The organism is Colwellia sp. D2M02, assembly GCF_018860755.1.
GTDB classification, from domain to species: Bacteria; Pseudomonadota; Gammaproteobacteria; order Enterobacterales; family Alteromonadaceae; genus Colwellia; species Colwellia asteriadis.
The window spans coordinates 31,742-56,934 of the sequence record NZ_JAHKPW010000085.1; the positions used below are offsets into that span (position 1 = coordinate 31,742).

Sequence of the window (25,193 nt, forward strand, 5' to 3'; positions counted from 1 at the left end):
AATTTACAAATTAAACGTTAAGTTTTCAGGCAATTAAAACTCGCCTTTAAACCACGCATGTACTCGTGTCCATAAACTTGCAACACTATCGTTTTTACTTGTTTCACTTATGGCTTCACTATTGGCTTGTAAGCCATAATGTAAAAGTCCTACAACAGTGGCATAGCTAGGGTCATTAACATATTCTTTCAAGCCCTGCACTGCTAGCGGTGCCGCTATACGTACTGGCATTTGAAAAATTTCTTCGGCAAACTCAACAACCCCTTCCATTTTTGCAGTGCCGCCGGTTAAGACATAACCTGCAGCAATTTGATCTTCTAGACCTGATTCACGAATTTCATCTTGAATCAGCTCAAACAATTCTTGATATCTTGGCTCTACAACTTCCGATAACGTATGGCGAGACATAGAACGCGCAGGACGTCCGCCAACACTTGGCACATCAATACTCTCTTCCATACTGACTAATTCTTTTAACGCGCAAGCATATTGCACCTTAATGTCTTCAGCGTGACTTAATGGTGTTCTAAATATTTTCGCAATATCACTAGTAACTTGATTACCTGCCACTGGAATAACTGCGGTATGGCGTAAAGCTCCACCAATAAAAACCGAAATATCCATAGTACCTGCGCCCATATCTACCACGCAAATACCTAGTTCTTTTTCATCTTCTGTTAATACCGCATAACTCGAGGCCAGTGCTGAAAATATTAATTGATCCGCTTTTAAGTCACAGCGTTCAACACATTTAACTAAATTTTTTGCCATGTCATTAGCACAAGTAACAATATGAACTTTTGCTTCCATACGTACGCCAGACATACCAATAGGACTTTTAATACCGTCTTGGCAATCAATGCTATATTCTTGTGGCAGTACGTGTAACATACGACGCTCTGCAGAAATAGGCACCGAGCGAGCAGTGTGAATAACGTTATCTACATCTTCTTGCGTTACTTCAGTGTCGTTAACGGGCACCATGCCATTTTCATTTTGGCAACTTATATGTTTACCCGATATACCTAAATAAATAGAGCTAATTTGACAAGCAGCCATCAATTCAGCTTCGTTAATCGCTCGCTGTACAGATTGAATAACTAAATTAAGATCGTTAACGCCACCTTTGTCCATACCGCGTGCTAATTGATTACCAACACCAACAATACTTAATTGATTGTCAGGTGTAATCTCACCTACCGCGACCGAAATCTTTGAGGTGCCGATATCAAGACCAACGACTAATTTTCTTTCTGCTGCTTTAGACATTAAACTCTATCTCTGAATTATTATTTTTAGTTTGCTCGCTGATGGTTTTCCAACCAACAGCCAATCCTGTATCATACCGCAGATCTATGTAATCAACTGCCTGATTTTTATCTTTTTCTACAATTATTTTTGCTTTAAGTCGTTCTTTTATCATCGGGTAAGCATCCATAAAACGTTGAATGCGCTCAACGCGTTCTTCTCGCCCTAAATTTAAGGTAACACCATCATCAAGTGTTAACTGCCAAGAAAAGCGCTCTGTCAATATAAGCTCATCAATACTAAGGCTTTTATAGTCAAGTAACGAGTTTAAATTACGGTAGTTTTCTAGCGCAATATGTTCTGTACCTTCAGGGCCAAAAAAACTTGGTAAATAGTGTTTAATCCTTGAAGCATCTGCTTGAAAAACATGTCCTGATTGACTAAGTAAGAAATCACCATTCCATAATGCAACCGGTTTTTGGTCAACAACATATATTTTCAACTCATTCGGCCACTCTTTTCTTACTGCAACCGAGTAAACCCAAGGCAATGCCAATACTTGTGTTTGCACTTGGTCGACATCAAGCTTAAAGAAGTTGCCTAGATCAACATGCTCTATTGCTTTAGCAATATCACTTCGTTGGCTATATGGCATTTCCCCAGAAATAACAATTGAGGTTACCGGTACACTTTCTTGTGCCATAAAGCGCTGAGAAAGCCACCAAGCTAAAGTGATAAAGCTAAAAACCACCACTAAAAAAAACAATAAACCAATACCAAAAGAAAACGATGTTCCTTGGTAGGGGCTATTGATTGGTTTAGTGTTGTTTGTCATTAATTACTTACCTGTTTTTCATTATTAATTTAATTAAAATATTCTTAAGCGGGTTCGCTCAGTAATAATATTTGCGTTACTAACTCGCTAAAACTTAAACCGTGCACTTTAGCTGACTTGGGTACTAATGATGTTTCTGTCATACCTGGCACTGTATTGACTTCAAGTAATTGCCATATTCCGTCACTATTACGCATTACATCAACACGTCCCCAGCCTTGCGCATTAGTTGCTTTAAAAGCTTGTAATGCTAATCGTTGAATTTCGGCCTCATCATCAGCACTTAAACCACTCGGGCAATGGTATTGCGTGGTAGTTGACTGATATTTAGCTTCATAATCATAAAACTCTCGCGGTGTTTCCATATGAATTGATGGCAGTGCCTGGTTGCCTAAAATAGCAACAGTGTACTCTGGCCCTTCAATCCATGCTTCAAGCAAAACTTGTTGGTCAAAGCTAAACGCTTCAATAAGCGCATTATTTAACTGCTCAACTGTTTTAGCTTGCGCCATACCAATACTTGAGCCTTCATTAGCCGGCTTGACCATGATACGACCACCAAGGTCCGTCAATATTTGCGCTAACGGCAAATCGGCGAAATCATCTTTATTAACCACAGTAAATGGCGCTGTTGGCAAATCATTCGCTTTAAATATTTGTTTACTGCGCACTTTGTCCATAGAAAGCGCAGAGCCTAAAACTTTAGAGCCGGTATAGGGAATATTTAAGTATTCAAGTGCGCCTTGCAAACAGCCATCTTCACCACCACGGCCATGTAGGGCAATAAAAACACGATCTATTTCTTTAGTGCTTAATTCGCTCAATGGTAATAATTTGGTATCAATAAGCTCAACATTAAATCCAGCTGCAGTTAACCCTTTAGCAACCGCGATGCCTGAGTTCAATGAAACGTCACGCTCAGCTGAGTTGCCACCGTATAATACGGCAACTTTATCTTGCTTAATTTTATCAAGTTGCTGACTTTGTTTTGTTGTTAGTTTCATCTTCTATTTGTTCACTTAAGTTATACAATCAGTTTTATTAGTTAAAAGTTAGACGTTTAATAATTCATGAGCCGCTAAGTTTCGCGCCACTAAGCCGATACTTCCTGCGCCTTGCGTAATAACCATGTCATTATCTTGTAGCTGTGCGGCTATTAACTCAGGTAACTTCTCAGCATCACTAACATAAACAGGCTCTATTTGACCTCGTTGACGAATAGATCTTGCTAAGCTTTTACTATCTGCTGACGCAAGTGGCGTTTCACCTGCAGCATAAACATCTAATAGAAATAAGCAGTCGACCTCTGATAGCACTTCAACAAAATCTTCATATAAATCACGTGTTCGAGAATAACGATGTGGTTGAAATACCATGACTAAACGTTTTTCTGGCCAACCTGCTCGCATAGCTAAAATAGTCGCTTTTACTTCACTTGGGTGATGACCATAATCATCAACTAAGACCATTTTTCCTGCGCCAGTAGATAAGTCAGCTAGTTGTTCAAAGCGTCGACCAATTCCAGCAAAGTCAACTAATGCTTGGCAAATAGCATCATCACTAACGCCTTCATCTTTTGCTACGGCAACACCCGCTAATGCATTAAGTACGTTATGTTGTCCAGGTAAGTTAACGCTCATATCCAGCGGTGCTTGCCCATCAACTTCAACCGTAAAATGACTCACACTACCGTCTTGCTGATAATTTACTGCTCGAATATCGGCATCTTCTGAAAAACCGTAGGTGATCACTTGACGAGAAATTCGCGGCAATAACTCTCTTACAACAGGATTATCAATACACACCACAGCTAAGCCATAAAAAGGTAAGTTGTGTAAGAAATCGATATAGGTATCTTTTAACTTTTCAAAGTCACCTTGATAAGTTTCCATATGATCGGCATCAATATTGGTAATTACCGCAACCATAGGTTGTAAATGTAAGAATGACGCATCACTTTCATCAGCTTCTGCCACTAAATAGCGACTACTGCCTAAGCGAGCATTAGTGCCTGCGCTATTAAGTAATCCACCAATAACAAAAGTAGGGTCAAGCTGTCCTTGGGCAAAGATACTCGCAATCAAGCTCGTGGTAGTTGTTTTACCGTGAGTTCCCGCAATAGCAATACCATGGCGAAAACGCATTAGCTCAGCTAACATTTCAGCACGACGAACAATAGGAATTCGCCTCTCTTTTGCAGCAATAATTTCAGGGTTATCTAAATCAATAGCGGTTGAAACTACAATAACGCTAGCGCCGTCAATATTGTCAGCTTGATGACCAATAACAATACTAGCGCCTAAGGTAACCAATCTTTTTACAACTTGATTTTCACCAATATCTGAACCTGATATTTGATAACCTTCATTTAATAATACTTCGGCAATACCGCCCATACCTGCGCCGCCAATACCAACAAAGTGAATACGCTTTACACGGCGCATTTCAGGTATCTGCATTACATGCTTTTTCATCGTATTGTTCAGGGTTGTATGCTTATTCATTTTATCTCTTTCTTATTTGGGTCTAACGACTTAGTAACATTTTTAACCGCGATATCTTGTGACAAGCGACTTGGTGCTAAAAGTTGTTGACATAAATTCGCAACCTTAACGGTTGCTTGACCATCAGCGGCATTTGCCGCTGCTTCAGCCATTAAAGTCAGTTTACTGGTTTCGGTAAAAAGCGCTGTTAGCATGTTCGTTAAACTGTGTTCATTAAATTCTACTTGCGCTAGCAATTTAGCAGCGCCGCAATTCACTAAATAATGTGCATTCTTCGTTTGATGGTCATCAACCGCATGAGGTAAAGGCACAAAAATAGCAGGCGTTGCTGCCATGGCGAGCTCAGATACAGTTAATGCACCCGCTCGACAAATAACAATATCAGCCCAGGCGTAAGCGGCTGCCATGTCATGAATAAACTCATCTACTTTTATTGCATCATGGCTTTGTTGCTTAATCAGCGCGCTATCATAAGCGTTAAGTACTTGCTCAGCATTGCCTTTGCCGGTTTGATGCCAAATAGCAACATTATCAAATCGCTCTTGTAAACTCTTAACGCTTGCAGGTAGTGTATTATTTAAAACCTGCGCCCCTAAACTACCACCAACAATTAATATATTACGTGTGCCTGTTGCTTTAACATCGGCCACTTGTCCGATACTTGCTCGTAACGGGTTACCTACAACCTCAGCATTAACGTTATTGCTAAATGCATTAGGAAATGCGCAACAAACTTTATTAGCAAACTTTGCTAATAATCGATTAGTTAAACCTGCCGCCGCATTTTGCTCATGTACCAATAATGGAATACCGCTAAGCCAAGCAGCGATTCCGCCAGGTGCGCTAGCGTAGCCGCCCATACCTAAAACCACATCAGGCTTAATTTCTTTAAGTACTTTACGTGCTTGCCATATAGCTTTAAACAACTTAAATGGTGTAGCTAAACGTGTTAACAAACCTTTATGGCGTACGCCGCCAATAGTAATAAAGCTAATTTCATAACCATGCTCAGGTACAATGTGAGCTTCCATTTTATCTGCCGTACCTAACCAGTGTATATTCCAGCCTTGGGCTTTTAATTGATCGGCAACAGCTAGCCCTGGGAAAATATGTCCACCTGTACCACCTGCCATTATTAATAATGTTGGTTGATGTGGGGCTTGGTTATTATTAAGGTGCGTCATGTGCTAACACCTCATCTTGCTGTTTCTGATTTTTACTCTTTTTAGGCGTACTAGTCGCTTGAATGCTTTGTAAACGTATTTCATGGTCGATGCGGATTAAAATAACCAAGGCTAAGGTCATTACAATCATTGAACTACCGCCATAACTGATTAATGGCATAGTTAATCCTTTAGTTGGCACGATACCGGCACTTGCGCCAATATTAACGCCAGCCTGAAAACACATCCAAATACCAATCGCGTAAGCAAAAAAACCTTCAAAATATTTTTCTTTACTTAAAGCGCGCTTACCTAACATCAACGCTTTAAATACCAATACCATACTTAATATTAAAATAACGCTAATGCCGACAAAACCGAACTCTTCAGCGAGCACCGCCATAACAAAGTCGGTATGCGCTTCAGGTAAATACGCTAACTTTTGAATACTATTACCAAGCCCTTGACCAAACACTTCACCTCGGCCATAGGCCATTAATGACTGCGTTAATTGATATCCACTGCCAAAAGGGTCTTGCCACGGGTCTAAAAAGCTCGTAACCCTGCGCCAGCGATAGGGCTCAAAAATAGCCAATAGTGATAATAATGTTACGCCAACAGCAGCCAGCCCCAAAAACTGCCATAACTTTGCGCCCGCTAAAAATAACAAACCAAAGGTCGTTACAAACATAACAATAATGGTGCCTAAGTCAGGCTGAAGTAAGAGCAGTGAGGCTAGAATAGCAAAAACAATAAGTGGCTTAACAAAACCTTTAATATTTTCCATTACTTGGTCACGACGGCGCACCAAGTAAGCGGCTAAATAACAAAAGAAAAACAGCTTAGCGGGCTCTGCTGCTTGTACTGTTATTGGGCCAATTACAATCCAGCGTGTTGAACCATTAACTTCACGACCGATCAATAGCACCACGATTAATAATAAAATCCCAAAGCCTAGCAGGTAGCCACTATTTTTATGCCACCACGACATTGGGATTTGTAAGGCAACTGCTGCGATTACTATGCTTAAGCAGATATAAATACCGTGACGGACCACAAAATGAAATGGATTATTAAAAAGATTTTCTCCAACAGGAATCGAAGAGGTAGCCACCATGACTAAGCCAAGCATATACATAGTTAAACCAAGTACCACGAAGCCACGATCGAAAGTGGCTGTACTATAAGGCGCGGGGGCTGCACTAAAACGATTGAACCATAGCGGCAATTGCACTTGAAAAAAGTTACCCACATTGCGCTTTGCATTGTTGGCGGTATTGTCAGCTTTTGCTGGCTCTACTACTTTGGTTAATTCAGCCGATTCAACGATTGACATCACAAACCTCCGTTGGTTGCGATACCTGTACTAAGTGCATAAATTGATTACCGCGTTCAACAAAATTTTTGAACATATCAATGCTGGCACAAGCAGGAGAAAGTAATACCATATCTCCTTTTTTTGCTATTGCTTTAGCCCGAGTTAACGCTTCAGCTAAATTATTAACTTGAATGGTGTTATCTACTAGCGCTGCTATTTTATCGCCATCTTTACCGAAGGTGATTAACTGGCTCACTTGTTGAGTAAGTAAAGGTTTAAGCACCGAGAAGTCAGCACCTTTACCATCTCCACCTGCAATGAGAATAAGTTGTTGAGAAGCTAAATTTAACGTTTGTGATAACCCGTCAATAGCAGCGAGTGTTGCGCCAACATTAGTAGCCTTTGAATCGTTAATCCATTGAATTCCATCAATTGAATGAACACGCTGACATCGATGCGCTAAGCCAGAAAAATTCGGTAATTGCTCTATCATTGCTGTTAACGACCAACCCGCACTGTAACCTAATGCTAGCGCCGCCAAATAATTCATCGCATTGTGCATACCTGCTAAAGGTAACTTAGCTACTTCAATTAACTGCTGCTCACCAAACATCAGTGTTGCTGTATTATTAACACCTATAAAATCAACACCAAAATGCCCCTCTTTGGGTTTATCTCTACCAAAAGAAATACTCTGTGATAACGCTGGTAAATTGGCAGCTAACGTATACGTGGCAGCATCATTACGATTAATGATGTTATAGTGCGATTGCTGATAAATGCGTTGTTTAATTTCTTGATAATTAGCTAAAGTAAGATGGCGATCTAAATGATCGTCACTAACATTAAGTACTGTTGCCGCAATGGCACGCATGCTCTTTAAGGTTTCAAGCTGAAAACTTGATAACTCTAAAATCAATAACTCAGGATGATTTGACTCACTTTTCTGCTCATTCAATGAGAGCAGATCAAGTACTGGTTGGCCAATATTACCGCCTAATTGCGCATTAACCCCCAACGCTTCGGCTAAGTGAGCTAAGAGTGAAACAACCGTGGATTTACCGTTAGAGCCTGTAACGGCTAATATTTTGATCGGCTGAGCTTGTTCATTATTAAGCTGACAAAATAATTCAACATCACCAATCACTTGGCAACTTGAACTGATTAACTCATTAATGCCGCTTTTATCTAAATCAATACCAGGACTAACAATAATGATATCGGCATTAGCAATTAATGTTTGTTGCCAGCTGCCAGTATGTAATGAAACCACTGGCTGATTTTCGTTGCTGACTTGAGGATTAATAAATTCATTGATAAAAGCTTGTTGCTGAGCTTTATCACTAAAGGGCATTTCTCGAGAATCGTTAACTGCAAATGATAAGCCGTGTTTGTGCAAGAATCGGACACAGGATACCCCTGTTAGTCCCAACCCTAACACTAGCACTTGCTTGTTTTTCATAGCAGTGATTACCGACATATATTTACGTTACCCTTACCTTTATCAATTTTTACATCTTTGTAAGTTGCGATTAGCGCAGTTTCAATGTTGCTAAACCGATCAAAACCAAAATCACAGAAATAATCCAAAAACGGACAATAACTCGCGGCTCTGGCCAACCTTTTAACTCATAATGATGATGAATAGGTGCCATACGGAAAATACGCTGACCACGCATCTTATAAGAGCCTACTTGTAAAATAACTGACAGCGTTTCTATAACAAAAACACCGCCCATAATAAATAAAACCAGCTCTTGGCGAACTAATACGGCAATAACACCTAATGCGGCACCTAACGCTAACGAGCCAACATCACCCATAAAAACTTGTGCAGGGTAAGTGTTGAACCATAAAAAACCTAAACCCGCACCAACAATAGCCGTACAAACCACAACCAACTCACTCGTTAGCGCGATATAAGGAATATTTAAATAGTTAGCAAAATTAACGTTACCTGTAACATAAGCAAATAACGCAAAAGCACCAGCAACCATAATGGTAGGCACAATCGCTAAGCCATCTAAGCCGTCAGTTAAGTTAACTGCATTAGAAGTACCCACAATCACAAAGTACGTTAGTACGATGTACAGCATACCAAGCTGCGGTAACACATCTTTCATAAAAGGAATGAGTAAAGCGGTTTCACTTGGATCTTGTGCAATCCAATACAAGAAAATAGCGGTAGATAAGCCAATAACGGTTTGCCAAAAATATTTCCAGCGGGCGATTAAGCCGTTAGAGTCTTTACGAATAACTTTACGATAATCGTCAACAAAGCCAATAATACCAAAGCTGATCACGACAAAAAGAACCACGAGCACATAAATATTACTTAAGTCGGCCCATAACAAAACACTCACCACAATGGAGGCAAGAATAAGTAAACCGCCCATGGTTGGGGTGCCTGATTTAGACAGATGGCTTTCAGGGCCATCATCACGCACGGTTTGACCTATTTGCATTTTTTGCAAATAACGAATTAATTTCGGACCAAAATAAAGTGAAATAAACAGCGCGGTTAACGTGCTTATAATCGCTCTTAAAGTCAAATAAGAGAAAACATTAAAACCTGAATAAAATTGAGTTAGATACTCACTTAACCATACTAGCATTAGGACACACCCTCTTCATTTTGCTTACAACTATAACGAGTGCCATCACGAGTGTTATCACTACTGCCTTCATTAAACCAATTCATAATATCGGCAACGACAAGTTCCATTTTTGCGCTGCGCGAACCTTTTACTAAAATGGCAATATCTTGCTGACCCTGTGCTAAATATTGCTCAATTTGTTTACATAATCTATTCATTAACTCAAGGCGTTGACTAAAGTGTTGCCCCTGCTCAGCCGACTGTTGCTCGAGTTCTTTTTTACTAAACACATCACTAGCACTTTGACTCAAAACACCTAATGAAAATAGCTGGTCAATACCCAACTCTTTGGCGTAATAACCCACTTCTTCATGATAACTACGGGCATCAGCACCTAACTCGCCCATATCACCTAAAATAAAGATTTGCTGACCGTTATACGATGATAGTAATAACGCTGCGGCTTTTGCCGACTCAAGATTAGCATTGTAACTATCATCAATAAGTTTAACTCGACAGCCACTGCGCTTATCGGTTAATTGATGAAGATTAAGACGGCCTTTTACAGCCTTCATCAGTGCTAAGCCTTGGTAAACATCATCCAAACTAGCCCCGAACTCTAAAGCAATACTGGCGGCAGCAACGGCGTTACAAACATTATGCTTGCCAGGTATTGGTAAATCGATTTGACACTGCCCTAAGCGAGTATGTAGTTGAAAACTTGCACAACCTTGTTGATCTAGCTGTACGTTGCTGCTGTAACAGTCAGCTTCTCCAGCACAAGAAAAAGTGGCAACGTTTTTATCAGTTAAACGCCACTGCCATTTGTTAGTGTATTTTGTATCTTTGTTATATAACGCAACACCATTGGTTCCGAGTCCTGAAAATATTTCACCTTTCGCTCGGGCTACGCCACATAAATCCCCAAAACCTTCTAAATGTGCTGCGGCAATATTATTAATCACAGCGACATCAGGTTTTGCCAGTGCCGTTGTATAAGCAATTTCGCCCATATGGTTTGCGCCCATTTCAATCACGGCAAAGTCATGGCTATGATTTAAACGCAATAACGTTAATGGCACGCCAATGTCATTATTAAAATTACCATTAGTGACCAGCACATTACCTAGGCGTGATAAAATAGCTCCTGTCATTTCTTTTACCGTGGTTTTACCGCTACTTCCGGTAATACCAACCGTTTTAGGAGCAACTTGTGCTTTAACATAAGCAGCTATTTGACCTAAAGCAATACGCGTGTCGTTAACAATAAGTTGCGCTATTACTGAGCTATCAAAGCCGGGACAATCAAGATCCGTAATTTCATGCTCAACAATAACGACTCGACAGCCCTTATTTACCACTTGCTCAATGAAGCGGTGTCCATCAAAGTTAGGCCCTTTTAACGCTAAAAATGCAGTACTGCTTGCATCACTACTTATTTCACGACTGTCTATCACTAGATCTTCTACTGATAAGTCTTTGAGTTCTTTTGAAGCGACAACTTGACCATCTGTTGCGGCTTTTAATGCTGATAACGTTAAGGTAATCATAAGTTACTCTCTGCATTGAACTGCTGGTAATAATTAGCAATAAGTGCTCTTTCGTTGTACATTATTTTCTGAGTACCGCCTTTGCCATCACTCAAAATGATGTAATCTTCATGACCTTTACCAGCTAATAACACAATGTCGCCTTCGCCTGCGATTTTCAGTGTGTTTAATACGGCTTGTTCACGGTCAAGTATGACGGTTACATTACTGCTATCTTGCTGGCTTAAACCAGCAAGAATATCATTCGCAATAAGCTGAGCATCTTCGGTACGTGGGTTGTCGTTGGTGATAACAATTACATCTGCATATTGCTCTGCTACTTGCGCCATTAAAGCGCGTTTACCTTTATCACGATCACCACCGCAACCAAATACGACATGTAATTTATTCGTGCAATGCTCTCGACACGCCAATAACGCTTTTTCTAAAGCATCCGGCGTGTGTGCGTAATCGACCACAGCTGTAGGCAAGTCACTACGAGGGTTAGTGAACGCTTCCATACGCCCTTCAATCGGTGCAAGCTGCTTTACCAAATCATTTAATTGATTAACTTCGGTGCCATCAATCAATAGCACAGCAATAGCCGCTAGCAAGTTATCAATATTGAAATAGCCTAATAACGGGCTATTAATTACGGTTTCACCTAAATGTGTTTTTAGCGTGAAACTTACTCCGTGGATATGCAGTGAAATATCTTGTGCGCAAATAAAATATGAAAATTGAGTGACTGAATTATCGCGAGCATAAAGCCAAACGGGTTGTGTTTCTGGCCAGTTTTGTAACCATATTTTACTCTGAGTGTCATCATAGTTGAGAACAGCTATTTGTTTATGATTAGCACTAAAGAGCTGTCTTTTTGCTAAAGCATACTCTTCCATAGTGCCGTGATAATCGAGGTGATCACGACTCAAATTAGTAAATACTGCAATATCAAATAAATCAGCGCTTGCACGTTTTTGCGATAGGGCATGCGATGATACTTCCATCGCAACATGGCTTACTTGCATAGCTGAAAAACGGTTAAAAAATTGATGAAGATCTGTTGCTGCTGGCGTTGTATTATTAATAGGAGTTAACGCTCCCAACATACCTGCACCGTTGGTGCCAATAACTGCACAACGCTTGTGGTTAGCCATTAACATCCCCGCAATTAATTGGCTAGTTGACGTTTTGCCATTGGTGCCAGTGATACCAATTAAGGTCATAGCATTTTGCGGACTTTGATAGTAACTTTTAGCCAGCCTAAACAAGTGCTCATTAAGCTGATAAAACTTAACTACTGGTGTATTTTCTTCTAGGTAAATATCGCCATGCTCAGCTTGTGTTTCACATTGAGTAATGACAACTTTAGCACCTTGATTTATTGCTTTACTAATATAGGCGCGACCATCTTGATCGTGACCGATAATAGCGCAAAAAATATCACCTTCACTAACAGTACGACTATCGTTAACCAAGTCACCGTAGCTGTTATCTAATAAAGTTAACGCTGCGCTGTTAATTGAGAATTCAGCTAATGCTGGAATAATATTGATTAATTCAGGCTTCAATGTTGTCTGATTAAACATGATCACCTCGACTTACCGTATCAAGAGGCGTTTGTTTATCCGTATTTTTTTGACTCTCAGCAACCTGTTTTTCTTGTCCGTCAGGCGCAATATTCAAAACACGTAACGCGCCCTTCATCACTCGAGAAAAAACAGGAGCAGCAACTTCGCCGCCATGATATAAATCACCACTGGGTTCATTAATAACAACTACCACCACAATTTCAGGTTTAGAGATAGGTGCCATTCCTGCAAATAAACCAACATAATCATTACCATAACCACCCGCTACGGCTTTAATTGAAGTACCGGTTTTACCGCCAACACGATAACCATTTACTTTAGCAAGGGGAACATGTTCATCAACAACCGCTTCGAGCATTTCTACCACAGCGTTACTATTCTTTTGGCTAAAAATACGCTCTTCTTGCATATCAGCACTTATTTTTTGTTCTGCTTTTGCCAACTCAGAGTCCGCTTTAATAATAGTTAACTTGCGCTTAATACCGCCATTAGCAACCGCCATATAGAATCGCGTTAACTGTGCAGGAGTAATCGCAAGCCCAGCCCCCCAAGATAGAGTAGCTAACTCAAATTGTGACCAGCGAGAGCGGTCATGCATCATGCCCATACTTTCGCCAATTAAGCGTGTTCCTGTTTCTTCGCCAAAGCCAACTTCAAAAAACTTATCCAGTAAATAATTTTTAGGTACCGATAATGCCAACTTGGTGGTACCCATGTTAGAAGAAGTTACTAAGATATCTTCAATTGATAATTTGCCGCGGTTTATTGGGTCACTTACTCGACGACCACCTAAGCGCATCCAGCCGGGGCTAGTATCAATAATCTCGTTTGGGCTAACAGAGCCAAACTCTAATGCAGTAAGCGCCGTCAGCGGCTTCATAGTAGAGCCCGGTTCATAAATATCGGTAATTGAGCGATTACGAAAACGATGAATAGCAGTGTTACGGCGATTATTAGGGTTATATGACGGGCTATTAGTCATTGCTAAAATTTCGCCCGTATGAATATTGGCAACAATGACTGACCCTGATGCGGCCTTAAAGGCTTGCACAGCACCTTTTAGCTCTTTATAAGCAATAGCTTGAATACGCTGATCAATACTCAAGGTAACGTCTTCAGCCTGCTCTGCCTGTTCTACAGAGATTATTTCAACTTTTCGACCTTGAGCATCTTTTCTAAAGCGCTTTTCACCGCCTTTACCAGTGAGTAGTTGGTCATACATACCCTCAATGCCTTCAATACCTTTATCATCAACATTAGTAAAACCCAATAAATGCGCACTAATTTCACCTGTAGGGTAAAAACGCTTTGACTCTTTGCGTAAGTGAATACCAGGGATTTTTAATTGTTTGATATAAGTGGCGATTGCAGGAGATATTTTTCGTTCAAGGTAGATGAAGCGCTTTCTAGAGTTTTTTGCAACACGTGTTGTTAACTGAGTAATATCTTGATCAAGCACATCAGCCAAGGCTTGCCAATGCTCAGTCATGGTTAGGGCATTATTGTCCATAATAATTTTAGGATCGGCCCATACAGTTTCAACAGGTACACTAATGGCTAATTCACTACCATTGCGATCTAAAATAGAGCCACGCTGTACTCTTTTTTCAGCCACACGCATTGAGCGCATATCGCCTTGCGCTTGTAGCATTTCAGGCTCGATAACCTGAATATAAGCACTACGTGCCATTAAGCCTAAATAAATAATCCCAACAGCAACCAGCACCAAATAATAACGCCAAGCGGCGGTATTTGGTTGAGAGTTACTGTTAGTTTTTTTATTTTTCACGTGATTACTCAGTTCTCTTATACGTTAGCCTATTTAGCTAACATTATTCCTAGGTTTATGATCACTTTAGGCTAATGATCACTTCTGAATTAACATCTGGTCGCTTCATTTGTAATAGCTTTTTAGCTTTGCTTTCTATTGCACTATGTTCTGCAAGGCTATTCTGCTCCAACAACAAATTACGCCACTCGGTATTTAATTCATCTTTTTTCGTTAATAACACTTCTAACTGACTCGTGCTTTGTCTATTAACGTGACTATAATAAATCACTGAAAATGCTGATATAACCACTAAGAGCAGCAAAATATAAGTCATGCTATATCGAACAATATCATGCCAAATATCAAAGACTAAAGCGGCTTTACGCGCTGTCATAAGTTAATCGTCGACTCTCGCCAGTCGCGTTGCAATACGTAACACTGAACTGCGTGAACGAACATTTTCTTCCACTTCCGTTTTACTCGGCTTGAGCTTTCTACCCACTAACGCTAATTTTTTGCCTTTATGCAATTCCGCTTCACTCACAGGTAAACCGCGCGGTACTTTTTTAGGTTGCGAATGCTTTTTCATAAACTGTTTTACCAGTCTATCTTCAAGCGAGTGAAAGCTAATAACGACTAAACGACCGTTTTCAGCTAAAACATCAAGCGATGCCGCTAAGGCTTTTTCAATTTGTTCAAGCTCACTATTGATATACATGCGAATCGCTTGGAAGCTTCGTGTGGCAGGATGCTTTTTAATTTCACGCTGTGGTGCGGTGGCTTTAATTAACTTAGCTAGCTCACCAGTACGTGTTAATGGGTTTTCTTCGCGGCTATCAACAATCGCATTAGCAATACGCCACGCATGTTTTTCTTCACCAAAAGTTCTTAATACCCATGTAATATCTTCAACATCAGCTATAGCTAACCACTCTGCTGCAGTTTGGCCACGACTTGTGTCCATACGCATATCAAGAGGGCCATCTTTCATAAAGCTAAAACCGCGATCGGCTTCATCAAGTTGTGGTGAAGACACACCTAAATCTAATAAAATACCATCAACTTTTCCGGTAAGTTGACGTGCTTCGGCAATATCAGCTAAATGAGCAAAGCCTTGATGCTCAATACTAAAACGAGGGTCATCTTTGAATTTATCTGCGGCAGCAATAGCGCTAGGGTCACGGTCAATAGCAAGTAACTGACCTTGTTCTGAAAGTTTCGATAAAATTAGCGTTGAATGCCCACCACGACCAAAAGTGCAGTCGATATAACTTCCTTCAGGGTTAATTGCTAAGCCGTCTACCGCTTCATTTAGAAGTACAGAGATATGTGTTGTATCAAATTCCATATTGTTATTTTTAGAACCTTTTATAAGCATTTTATGGGTGAAACCAGATTACCTTTAGAACATACACGTTCACTTATTAACAAAGATGCTAATTACAGTGATAAGTCGAGCAAACGTTCTGTTAATTCAATTTCACCTGATTGTATTTTGCTAATTCCCTGTTGCATTTGTGCTTGCCAAGCGCTCTCATTCCAAATTTCAAACTTTTTCAATTGGCCGACTAACATAATATTTTTTTCTAAACTAGCGTGTTGTCTTAATGGTCCGTTAATTAATAACCGACCATTTTTATCCATATCGCAGTCACTGGCATTACCCAAAATAACTTGCTGTAACAAACGCTCTTGTGGGTTCATGCTTGATAAACTACATAGCTTTAACTCTATTTCTTCCCATTCAGGGAGTGGATAAAGCAATAAACAAGGATGCTGAATATCAACGGTACAAATCATTTTTCCTTGGCAATCAGCAAATAGCTCTTCACGATACTTTGTTGGTATCGTGATCCTATTTTTGCTGTCAAGCGTTATTGCGCTGGTGCCTCTAAACATATGTTTTATAACGTCACTTTAATTAGTTACTTCATCACATCATTTATTAGAAAAAATGTCCTACCGAAAACACTTCGATCCACTTTTTCCCACTTTTTTCCACATTGGTACAGTTTAGAGAAAAATACAAGGGCCTGTCAAGTAAGCAAAATGAAAAATAAGCAGACATCGGTTAACGATAACGTCAGTAAAATAAAGGCATTCAAGGAAGTAGATGAATTTGTGGACTTTTGTGGAGAGCATCCCCAAAAAAGTCATAAAAAAAAGAATTAATTATGACTTTTAGTAGAATAATTCACCAAGAAGGTAACCAGAGGGGTAAAAAAGTGAGTATTATCCCAATAAGTAAAATTTGACTCATTGGGATATTAAGGCAATGCGACTAAACTAATTCAACGTTAAGCGTTAATAAGTGCCTAAAGTTAGGTGAAGTATTAAAACAAATCATCGTGAATATTAAATAAACAATCGCTACGGGTATTAATTGTTGCCATTAAAGAAAGTCGTCTTGGTAACAACCGCGTAAAAAAGTATCGTGCTGTGTGTACTTTGCTTTGGTAAAATATTTCGCTTTGCCCCGCGTCTTGCTGAGTTGTTTTTTGTAATGATGATTGCGCCATTTTCATCCAAACATAAGCCATTGCGGTGTAACCAAATAAATGCAAATAGTCATTAGCAGCCACACCTAAGTCATTTAAATTGACATCTGCCTGCTTTATAAGTGCCGACGATACTTGACTAAAGTCATCAAGCGCTTGTGATAAAGGTTGAGCAAACTCAGTAAGCTGACTATCTCCTGTAACCGTTTGCAAGTAACTACGCACTTCATCGATAAAAATATTAACTAACTTACCTTGAGAGCCTACAACCTTTCGCATGAGTAAGTCCATGGCCTGAATACCATTAGTACCTTCATATATTTGCGTTATCCGCGCATCACGCACTAGCTGCTCTTGCCCCCATTCACGAATATAACCATGCCCACCAAAAACTTGTTGCCCTGTTACGGTATTTTCAAAGCCAAGGTCGGTGAAAAAAGCTTTCGCTAAAGGAGTCATTAAGGCTGATAATGCTTCGCCTTTTTCTTGCAGCTCGCCTGAGCCGTAGGTAGCATAATCAAGCTGTAAAGCAATATAGCAACTTAATGCGCGCGAGCCTTCATTTAACGCTTTCATATTTAATAGCATGCGACGTACATCACCATGCACCATAATACTATCAGCATTATTTGCACTTTTCGTTGTTTCATTTTTAACTAAAGCACGACCTTGTTTGCGATCTTTCGCATACGCTAAGGCATTTTGATAAGAACGCTCCCCTGCTGATAAGCCTTGAATGCCAACACCTATGCGCTCAAAGTTCATCATAGTGAACATGCAAGCTAAACCTTTATTAAGTTCACCAATTAAGTAACCTTTCGCACCATCAAAGTTCATAACACATGTAGCCGAGGCGTGAATGCCCATTTTGTGTTCAATAGCACCACAGCTCACCTTATTTGGCTCACCTAAACTTTGATCGTCATTAACCAATATTTTAGGCACTAAAAATAGCGAAATTCCACGAGGTCCTGCAGGTGCATCTGGTAACTTGGCTAACACTAAATGAACAATATTTTCAGTTAAGTCATGTTCGCCACCGGTGATAAATATTTTACTACCCGTTACGCTATAACTATTATCATCTTGTAATACCGCTTTGGTTTGAATTAACCCTAAGTCTGATCCCGCATGCGCCTCTGTTAAACACATTGATGCTGTCCATTGACCTGAGTACATCTTAGTAAGAAACTTCTCTTTAAGCGCCTCGCTACCATGTTTCGCTAAAGATAAACCCGCCCCTGCTGTTAATACAGGATATAAAGCAAAAGCAATATCGGCACTTGAGAGCATTTCTTCATGAAAAGCGGTTAACACTTTAGGCATTCCCATGCCGCCATACTCAACATCGCCACCCAAGCCACACCAGCCACCCTCAGCGTATGTAGCAAATGCTTCTTTATAACCTTTTGCGGTAGTTACTTTACCGCCAATACCGTTGTCATTAAGCTTGAAGCTTACACCTTCTTCGTCACCTTCTCTGCTTATTGGTGCAATGGCTTGCTCTGCAATTTTTGCGCACTCTTGTAAAATAGCGCCAGCAACGTCTTTATCAAGCTGTTCTGCAAGTTGAGGAAGGCTTCGCCAAACTTCATCGACGTTAAATACGTCATACAAAAGAAAGTCCATATCATTTAAGGGTACTTTATATTCAGTCACTTTAACCTCTCTGTATTGTTCAATAGCTTAATAAACGGTTTGAATAATTTGTGTTATTACTATGCAGCTCTGTTAGACCAGCCAAGAAAACAACCAATTAAAACACCTGTTTTAATATAGCGAATTTATCACCAAAGTAAAGCATGCCAAATAAACTTTACTATCTATTGAAAATTTTTCCGTAAACAATGCTCTAAAAATAAATCACGTATATACTTAAACTAAGCTTAAGTAACATCATGTTATTAATATTAATTGTTTGGTGATTTTTGCAAGTATAGTCACTTATATTAAATATACGCTGTAGCACTAAAAACAGCGCGCCACTAGAAACGTCCAATGGAGAACACATGCCAACGATAGTTGATAGGCAACACCCTTCCTTATTCAGAGCCATGCAGCCTTTGGCTAACTTAATGGTGTTGTTCTGTTTATTCGTTGTTTCTACCACACTTAATGCTCAGCAAACGTACTTTAATAAAGCGGCTATCGATAAAGGTTACCAATTTACCTATCAGTGGCTCGATTATAATGACCAAACCCAAAAGCTAAGTTTTCAATTAACACAGCAAAGTTTATTTGACCGATTCAGACAGTTAAAAAGTTATCAAGCCAGCTATGCTCAAAAGGCTATTCTACGTCGCTTAAAGCAACATTTAAGAAAAAAACCAGTACAAGGTGTACAAGTCAGCTTTCGGCAAACTAATGGGGAATATCGCATTAATGTGAAAGGACAAGATCAACAGAAAGTATCTAAAACTTATCAACAATTAATAAAACTAGAGTCAACAATTCAACAACAATATTTTCAAGAGAATTATTATCAACCTTTTACTAACCACGATAACATTACCGGTATAAAAGTAGATCACGGAGCAATAGCTAATGACTCTGTTGATGATTTAAAACTGATGAAGCCGATTATATTAGAACAAGTGTCTATTCAAAATATTCGTCAAGTAACAAATTATGTATTAGGTTTTGTACAAAGTATCCCTTATAGCCCTTTAGAGTCACGTATTAACTCTTCTGGCTCAGGCTTTAACAATCCTACGAAAGTATTGTGGGAAAACCAAGGGGATTGTGACAGCAAAATGACATTAACCGCGAGTATATTAAGGGGGCTTATGCCACGGATTGAGATGGCATTACTCTATATAGATAAGCATGCGTTTATTGGTATTTCAATTCCAAGTGAGGCGGGTGAAGTGAGTATTGAACATCAAGGTGTTCATTATGTACTAGCTGAGCCAACTGGCCCAGCTTTATTGCCTTTAGGTCAACTAGCGCCTGAATCAAAGCTTGCCATAGACCAAGGCCGCTATACGGTTGAGCCTTATCATGAAGTCATCAACAGCACCGCCAATAATGACGATTAATTTTCTGCTAAAGCTTTCAAAAAGTTTAAGCTTGGGGCGAAAAAAGCAGCACCTGTTTCTGCTTGAGTATATTTAAGTAAGTGATCTGAATGTCCTTCACCATCGCCATGCACCATGCTTTTTAGCATTAATTCAAATGGCTTAGGAGAGTGACAATAAGAGACAAAAAACAAACCTTTTCGCTTCATATCCCCGTATGGCATACTTTGTCGTAATATCTCAAGGCTGTTACCATTTTCGTCTTTTAAACTAGTGCGCTTAGTATGCGCAGTTAACGGTTTATTTTCACTTTTATACTCAATGTTATCGTATTTCGTTCGTCCATAAACATCTTCTTGCTCATGCTCCGCTAATGAGTTCCATAAACGGATATTATGCTCATAACGCTGAACATGCAGATAACTACCACCAGCAAATAGTGGTTGATCTTGCTCTTTAACAAGCGCCACTTCACGTCGATGTAGCCCTTGTGGGTTTTCCGTACCATCAACAAAACCGGTAAGATCTCGACCATCTAAAAACCGGAAAGCTTGGATCTGTTCGCTTAACTCAACACTTTCGGCAAAAAGCTGACATATTTTAGTACTAACAATATGATTAACATCGGCCCTGTCACTGCGTATTTCAACATAAATATCATAGCTATCACTTGGCGCAACACGATCCCCACTATGCATAGCAGGAAAAGAGGCAAGTGAGTCAGGCCGTGCCTGAGGATAGAATTCATCCCAGTAAGCAGCCCCAATAGCAACAACGCCAATGAGGTTAGCTTCAGAGTAACGATCGGCATAATCATCAAATAGTGCAGGTAAACGTGACAATGCAGCGCGAATAAAAGCGTTTTTGTCATCTAAAACATTAAACAGCAAGTAACTACCATGTAAGTTTGGCTCTGCACATATACCAAATTGTTCTCTAGCCATTTAATACCCTACTTTAAATAATAATTGATGGTTTATTTTACACAAAATTGTTATTTTAACACAATAATTTAAGCTGTTACGGACGTAATTACATAACACTCCACAAGCCTTCATCATTACGACACATCAGCTCTCTAAGCACTTCTTTTTCTTTAGCAAACGAGTTCTCAAACGTGAGGTGATAACATAATTTTTCATGTTTAGTAACCTTCTCACCTTTGGTAATAGTGCCTCTATTGCCACTTTCAACGTTATACCAAATAACCTTAAGCTGGCTAGAGTGATCAAGCAGTAAAATAACCTTTTCTTGCATTAATGCAACATCTTTAGCGGTTAATTTTTTAGCTGAACGAGAGCTTGAGTCAACAATTCCGCTTAACCCTGAAACCACTTCAAAAGGCAAAGACACAACCCCTTTTAAAAAACCCGATACTAAACCGCTACTTGCCTCGCTACCTATAGTTTTAGCACTAATAACAATATTCTCAGCGCGCGTTAAATATTGCGGAATATATTCTTTAGATTGCTCTATTTCAGCTAAGTATTGTGTTGAATGAGGCCGCCAAAGTGCCGCTTCATTGACAACATTTTGCGTTGTAACGGTAATATTATCTATACGTTTAAAAATGTGTGGCAATTGCTTTTCAATAGACGATAAGTTCTGCTCTACTAAAGCAACTTGTTTAAGTATTGCTGGAATTTGCTGTGAGTAATGTTCGCTTTCCCTTATAACTTGCTGGATAACTGGTAAGGTCGCTGAGACTTGCGTTAAAACAGTCGGCACTTGCGTTGCTAATTGCTCCCTAACTAAAGTAACTTCTGCTCGAACTAAAGCAACCTCGTCAACTATACGATCAATTTCAGGGCTAATATTATCAACATGTTGCACAGTATTATTAATAGTAGTCAGTATTTCTGGAATATAGCGACTAATATTAAATAGCGAGGCAGCTAAAGCGAATAGTGCCAATGAAAAGGTAAGCTGTATAAGTGATATATTTTTGGGCATCATATTTGAGCATTATTCACTAGGCTGACTGCACTAAAGTTATTTCATCGATCAAGCAATGGATAAGATCATCAATAAAGCAACTTTGCTGTTTTTTCTCACTTGCTGTTAGCACGCGTTCTTCACTGCTTATTTTTTTAAGGTAACTATCAAGCTCTTTGGCTGCTTGACTTAACTCAGTAAAACCAAACATTTGTCCCGCCCCTGAAATTCTATGTACAGTCTTAGCGAGTAACTCTTGGTTATGACTTGTTAAGTAATCGGTTAGTACCTTAAGCTCCTCTTGTAAGCTTACTTTATAATCTTGCGTTAAGTCTTTTAAGCTTAAACTTGCTAACTTTGCTGTTGCTTTTGAAGCATCGATATTAGGGTAGTGTTGAGCAATAGTATGAATAAAACTTTCTCTTTCGATAGGTTTTTTCAAATGCCCATTAAAACCAAGTGTAATATATTGACTTACTTCATGTGACATTGCATTCGCCGTTAAGGCATAAATAGGTTGTATAAAGCCAATTTTTCGTAGTTGAGTAAATGCCGTAATGCCATCCATTTCTGGCATCTGGATATCTAATAAAACTAATCTTGGTTGATGTTTCTGGCATAACTCAATCGCTTCAAGACCATTTTTAGCACAGAACACTTCAAGTCCTAGGCTCTCAAGTAACCGTGCGATTAGACGTCTATTATCATCATGGTCTTCAGCTAAGAGTATTTTACCCGTAATCTGTATTGGCTTTACAGCTTCACTCTCTAGTGCTTTATGTGTTTGTTTATAGTCTACTGGCTCAGTCTTTGCTATAACCGAGCAAGGCAATATAAATGAAAAGCAGCTACCTTTTCCGGCTTCACTTTGTACAGTGATTTCACCGCCCATTAACCTCGCTAATTCATTAGATAATGACAGCCCTAAACCTGAGCCTCCAAAGCGTCGACTGATGCTGCTATCAGCTTGTGTAAATACCTCAAAAACCTGAGCTATTTGCTTTGATTTCAAACCTATTCCTGTATCTATAACGGTGAACTTTAGTCGGTCTATAGACCAATCTACGGTTAAGGTAACACTTCCCTTGGCAGTAAATTTAATCGCATTGGAGCACAGGTTTATTAAGACTTGCCTGACTCGCCTTGCATCAATATCAATAATAAATGGAAAGGAAATTTGATGCTGTATTGTAAAAGTAAGACCTTTACGTTGTGCTTGCTCTGCAAACATGTCACCTAACTCTTGGATGATAACTTCTAGGTTTTGCGGTCTTAACTCAAGCTGAAATTTTTCTGCTTCTATTTTACTTAAATCTAAAATATCATTAATTAGTGCTAATAAATGCAAGCTATTACCATGAATAACGTCAACCTCTTTAATAAGATCTTCATGGTTAACATCCCGGTGAATTATTGCTTCGGCATGGCCGACAATAGCTGTTAACGGGGTTCTTATTTCATGGCTCATATTCGCCAAAAACTGGCTTTTAATCTTATTCGCTTTCCTTAATCTTTTACCTGTTAACTCTAATTCATTGGTTCGCTGCTGTACTCTTTTTTCTAATACGGCTGTGACACGACTCTCAAGATAACGACGATAAACAAAGAAGATTAACAACAAAAGCAAAACCACCGATAACAGTATAAAGCTTCGTCGTTGATCCGTTTTTGCTGATTGTAACTCTTCTAACCTTTTCGCTTGGCGCAACTGTATAACTTGTTGTGCTAATTGCTCTGATTCAAACTTAGCCAACTGTTCGTTTAGCATTAAGTTATCTGCTTCATGCTGGTGTCTTTCGTGAGCATAAAAGTCATTAAGTGCATTTTCCTGCTGGCCTAAACCAGCATATATCAAAGCGGAAATAGCCAAGTTATCAATCAAAATTGTTTTGTAATTAATTTTTTTAGCAATAGCATTAGAGAGCTCGATACTCTCTTGAGCTAATAAAAACGCCCCCTGAAAGAAGTAAATTTTAGCCAATACTTGTAAGCTACCAGCATGGGCCTTTTGATGCCCAACCTGCTGACTTAAGACAATTGCTTTTTCAGCATACTTTTGGGCTTTTTTATAATCACCTAAAGAAGTATATACTGCGGAAATGTTATGAAATTGTGATGCGGTATCATGCCGATGGCCTTGCAATTGAAAATAAGTTAACGCTTCTAAAATATTTTTTTCAGCAAGTTTGTATTGTCCTGAGTACTTATAGGCAATACCTAAACCTGCAGTTGCTTTAGCAGCACTTAACTTATCCTGAAATTGATTAAACTGTGTAATAGTTTCTTTAAGCATACCAATTGCAATACCAAAACGTTTAAGATTGACATGCAATAGTGCAATATTAAAACGTACATCAACCTTATCAGCTTCACTACCGTAAGCTTGATACAAAGCTTCAGCCTGTTGATAGTGATATAACGAATTAGTACTATCTCCCATAGAACTAAAAACTAAAGCAAGATTATTAAATAAGTTAGCCCGTACAAGAGCGGTTTTACTATTATTTAAATCGCCTTTATCATTATAAAATGCCAAGGACTGCTGATAATGCAATAACGCTTTATCTAGCTCGCCCTGATAATAATAAACCACCCCTAAAAGATTATCAGCCTTAGCAATAAGTGAATTATCTTCTATCTCTTGCACGATAGCTTTCGCTTGTAACGCTTGCTCTATCGCTTCTTGGTAACGTGTGAGCACATAAAGCAACTTTCCTTGCTCAAATAATACTGAAAACTTTTGCTGGGCTGATAAACCGCTCGCCATAAATAGTTGTTGTAGTTCTTTTAAGGCATGGTCTTTATCTGCAGTATTACTAATAATAAATAGCTGTTTATTAAAGTCTTTATGATAAGTGCTTATATTACTTTCTGTATGCACATTGGCTGAAGAGGGGGTGACATTGCCAAATAAGCAAAGCAATAGTAGAAAGTAGAACTTTTTCATTATTATAATTTACGCTGTTGGTTGCTATACACAGAAAAACTGCATTAGATATTGCTCACTCCAAAGCCCAATATACTGTCTTGTATTAAAACGGCAACGACCCATCCATGCACAACATTCAAAAACTAATCAATACATTTATGTTTATAGCATTTATCGCGTTCAAAAAAAATAGTTATCCCGCTTTAGTGTATACAAACTGAAATAGAGCCCAGCATTACAAGTTAATAACATATCAC

19 protein-coding genes are annotated in these 25,193 nt (G+C 39.2%); 1 reads left to right on the top strand and 18 read right to left on the bottom strand.

Features of this window, described 5'->3' with window-relative positions:
* Positions 1-33 precede the first annotated feature (33 nt).
* The 15 genes from ftsA to KO495_RS16205 form a co-directional block, all read right to left on the bottom strand.
* Positions 34-1,269: a cell division protein FtsA gene (gene ftsA / locus KO495_RS16135; RefSeq protein ID WP_215981434.1), complete on the bottom strand. Its 1,236-nt coding sequence runs from the start codon at positions 1,267-1,269 to the stop codon at positions 34-36.
* Positions 1,262-2,083 carry a cell division protein FtsQ/DivIB gene (locus KO495_RS16140; RefSeq protein ID WP_215981435.1) on the bottom strand — a complete coding sequence of 274 codons (822 nt, stop codon included), beginning with the start codon at positions 2,081-2,083 and terminating at the stop codon, positions 1,262-1,264. The genes ftsA and KO495_RS16140 overlap by 8 nt, the downstream gene beginning before the upstream one ends.
* Before the next feature lie 44 nt (positions 2,084-2,127).
* On the bottom strand, positions 2,128-3,087 hold the full coding sequence (locus tag KO495_RS16145; RefSeq protein WP_215981436.1) for a D-alanine--D-alanine ligase: 960 nt from the start codon (positions 3,085-3,087) through the stop codon (positions 2,128-2,130).
* 48 nt (positions 3,088-3,135) lie between these two features.
* The gene (gene murC, locus KO495_RS16150) at positions 3,136-4,557 is read right to left on the bottom strand and encodes a UDP-N-acetylmuramate--L-alanine ligase (protein ID WP_215981508.1); all 1,422 of its coding nucleotides are present in this window, start codon (positions 4,555-4,557) and stop codon (positions 3,136-3,138) included.
* A gap of 26 nt (positions 4,558-4,583) precedes the next feature.
* Entirely contained in the window at positions 4,584-5,771 is a 1,188-nt protein-coding gene (gene murG / locus KO495_RS16155; RefSeq protein WP_215981437.1) for an undecaprenyldiphospho-muramoylpentapeptide beta-N-acetylglucosaminyltransferase, read from the bottom strand.
* Positions 5,758-7,086 (bottom strand): cell division protein FtsW, encoded by a 1,329-nt coding sequence (ftsW, locus tag KO495_RS16160; RefSeq protein WP_215981438.1) that lies wholly within the window; start codon positions 7,084-7,086, stop codon positions 5,758-5,760. Before ftsW ends, murG begins: the two co-directional genes overlap by 14 nt.
* Positions 7,073-8,548 (bottom strand): UDP-N-acetylmuramoyl-L-alanine--D-glutamate ligase, encoded by a 1,476-nt coding sequence (gene murD / locus KO495_RS16165; RefSeq protein WP_215981439.1) that lies wholly within the window; start codon positions 8,546-8,548, stop codon positions 7,073-7,075. Before murD ends, ftsW begins: the two co-directional genes overlap by 14 nt.
* 52 nt (positions 8,549-8,600) lie before the next feature.
* Positions 8,601-9,683 carry a phospho-N-acetylmuramoyl-pentapeptide-transferase gene (mraY, locus tag KO495_RS16170; protein ID WP_215981440.1) on the bottom strand — a complete coding sequence of 361 codons (1,083 nt, stop codon included), beginning with the start codon at positions 9,681-9,683 and terminating at the stop codon, positions 8,601-8,603.
* Positions 9,683-11,215, bottom strand: coding sequence for a UDP-N-acetylmuramoyl-tripeptide--D-alanyl-D-alanine ligase (murF, locus tag KO495_RS16175; RefSeq protein WP_215981441.1), 1,533 nt, complete (start codon positions 11,213-11,215; stop codon positions 9,683-9,685). The genes mraY and murF overlap by 1 nt, the downstream gene beginning before the upstream one ends.
* Entirely contained in the window at positions 11,212-12,783 is a 1,572-nt protein-coding gene (locus KO495_RS16180) for a UDP-N-acetylmuramoyl-L-alanyl-D-glutamate--2,6-diaminopimelate ligase (protein ID WP_215981442.1), read from the bottom strand. Before KO495_RS16180 ends, murF begins: the two co-directional genes overlap by 4 nt.
* Positions 12,776-14,575 carry a penicillin-binding transpeptidase domain-containing protein gene (locus KO495_RS16185; RefSeq protein WP_215981443.1) on the bottom strand — a complete coding sequence of 600 codons (1,800 nt, stop codon included), beginning with the start codon at positions 14,573-14,575 and terminating at the stop codon, positions 12,776-12,778. The genes KO495_RS16180 and KO495_RS16185 overlap by 8 nt, the downstream gene beginning before the upstream one ends.
* Before the next feature lie 61 nt (positions 14,576-14,636).
* Positions 14,637-14,951 (bottom strand): cell division protein FtsL, encoded by a 315-nt coding sequence (gene ftsL, locus KO495_RS16190; protein WP_215981444.1) that lies wholly within the window; start codon positions 14,949-14,951, stop codon positions 14,637-14,639.
* A 3-nt stretch (positions 14,952-14,954) separates the two neighbouring features.
* Positions 14,955-15,905 carry a 16S rRNA (cytosine(1402)-N(4))-methyltransferase RsmH gene (gene rsmH, locus KO495_RS16195; protein WP_215981445.1) on the bottom strand — a complete coding sequence of 317 codons (951 nt, stop codon included), beginning with the start codon at positions 15,903-15,905 and terminating at the stop codon, positions 14,955-14,957.
* A 92-nt stretch (positions 15,906-15,997) separates the two neighbouring features.
* A complete protein-coding gene (mraZ, locus tag KO495_RS16200) occupies positions 15,998-16,456 on the bottom strand; it encodes a division/cell wall cluster transcriptional repressor MraZ (protein WP_215981446.1) in 459 nt (152 codons plus the stop codon).
* A 434-nt stretch (positions 16,457-16,890) separates the two neighbouring features.
* Positions 16,891-18,714 carry an acyl-CoA dehydrogenase C-terminal domain-containing protein gene (locus KO495_RS16205; RefSeq protein WP_215981447.1) on the bottom strand — a complete coding sequence of 608 codons (1,824 nt, stop codon included), beginning with the start codon at positions 18,712-18,714 and terminating at the stop codon, positions 16,891-16,893.
* A 350-nt stretch (positions 18,715-19,064) separates the two neighbouring features.
* Here KO495_RS16205 and KO495_RS16210 point away from each other — a divergent pair, with 350 nt between their 5' ends.
* The gene (locus KO495_RS16210) at positions 19,065-20,093 is read left to right on the top strand and encodes a hypothetical protein (protein ID WP_252739022.1); all 1,029 of its coding nucleotides are present in this window, start codon (positions 19,065-19,067) and stop codon (positions 20,091-20,093) included.
* Here the strand turns inward: KO495_RS16210 and KO495_RS16215 are convergent.
* The 3 genes from KO495_RS16215 to KO495_RS16225 all read right to left on the bottom strand — a co-directional run bounded on the left by KO495_RS16215 (position 20,090) and on the right by KO495_RS16225 (position 24,954).
* On the bottom strand, positions 20,090-21,016 hold the full coding sequence (locus KO495_RS16215) for a Dyp-type peroxidase (RefSeq protein WP_215981448.1): 927 nt from the start codon (positions 21,014-21,016) through the stop codon (positions 20,090-20,092). The genes KO495_RS16210 and KO495_RS16215 overlap by 4 nt on opposite strands.
* A gap of 88 nt (positions 21,017-21,104) precedes the next feature.
* Positions 21,105-22,028 carry a hypothetical protein gene (locus tag KO495_RS16220; protein WP_252739023.1) on the bottom strand — a complete coding sequence of 308 codons (924 nt, stop codon included), beginning with the start codon at positions 22,026-22,028 and terminating at the stop codon, positions 21,105-21,107.
* 16 nt (positions 22,029-22,044) lie between these two features.
* Entirely contained in the window at positions 22,045-24,954 is a 2,910-nt protein-coding gene (locus KO495_RS16225) for an ATP-binding protein (protein WP_215981449.1), read from the bottom strand.
* Positions 24,955-25,193 lie beyond the last annotated feature (239 nt).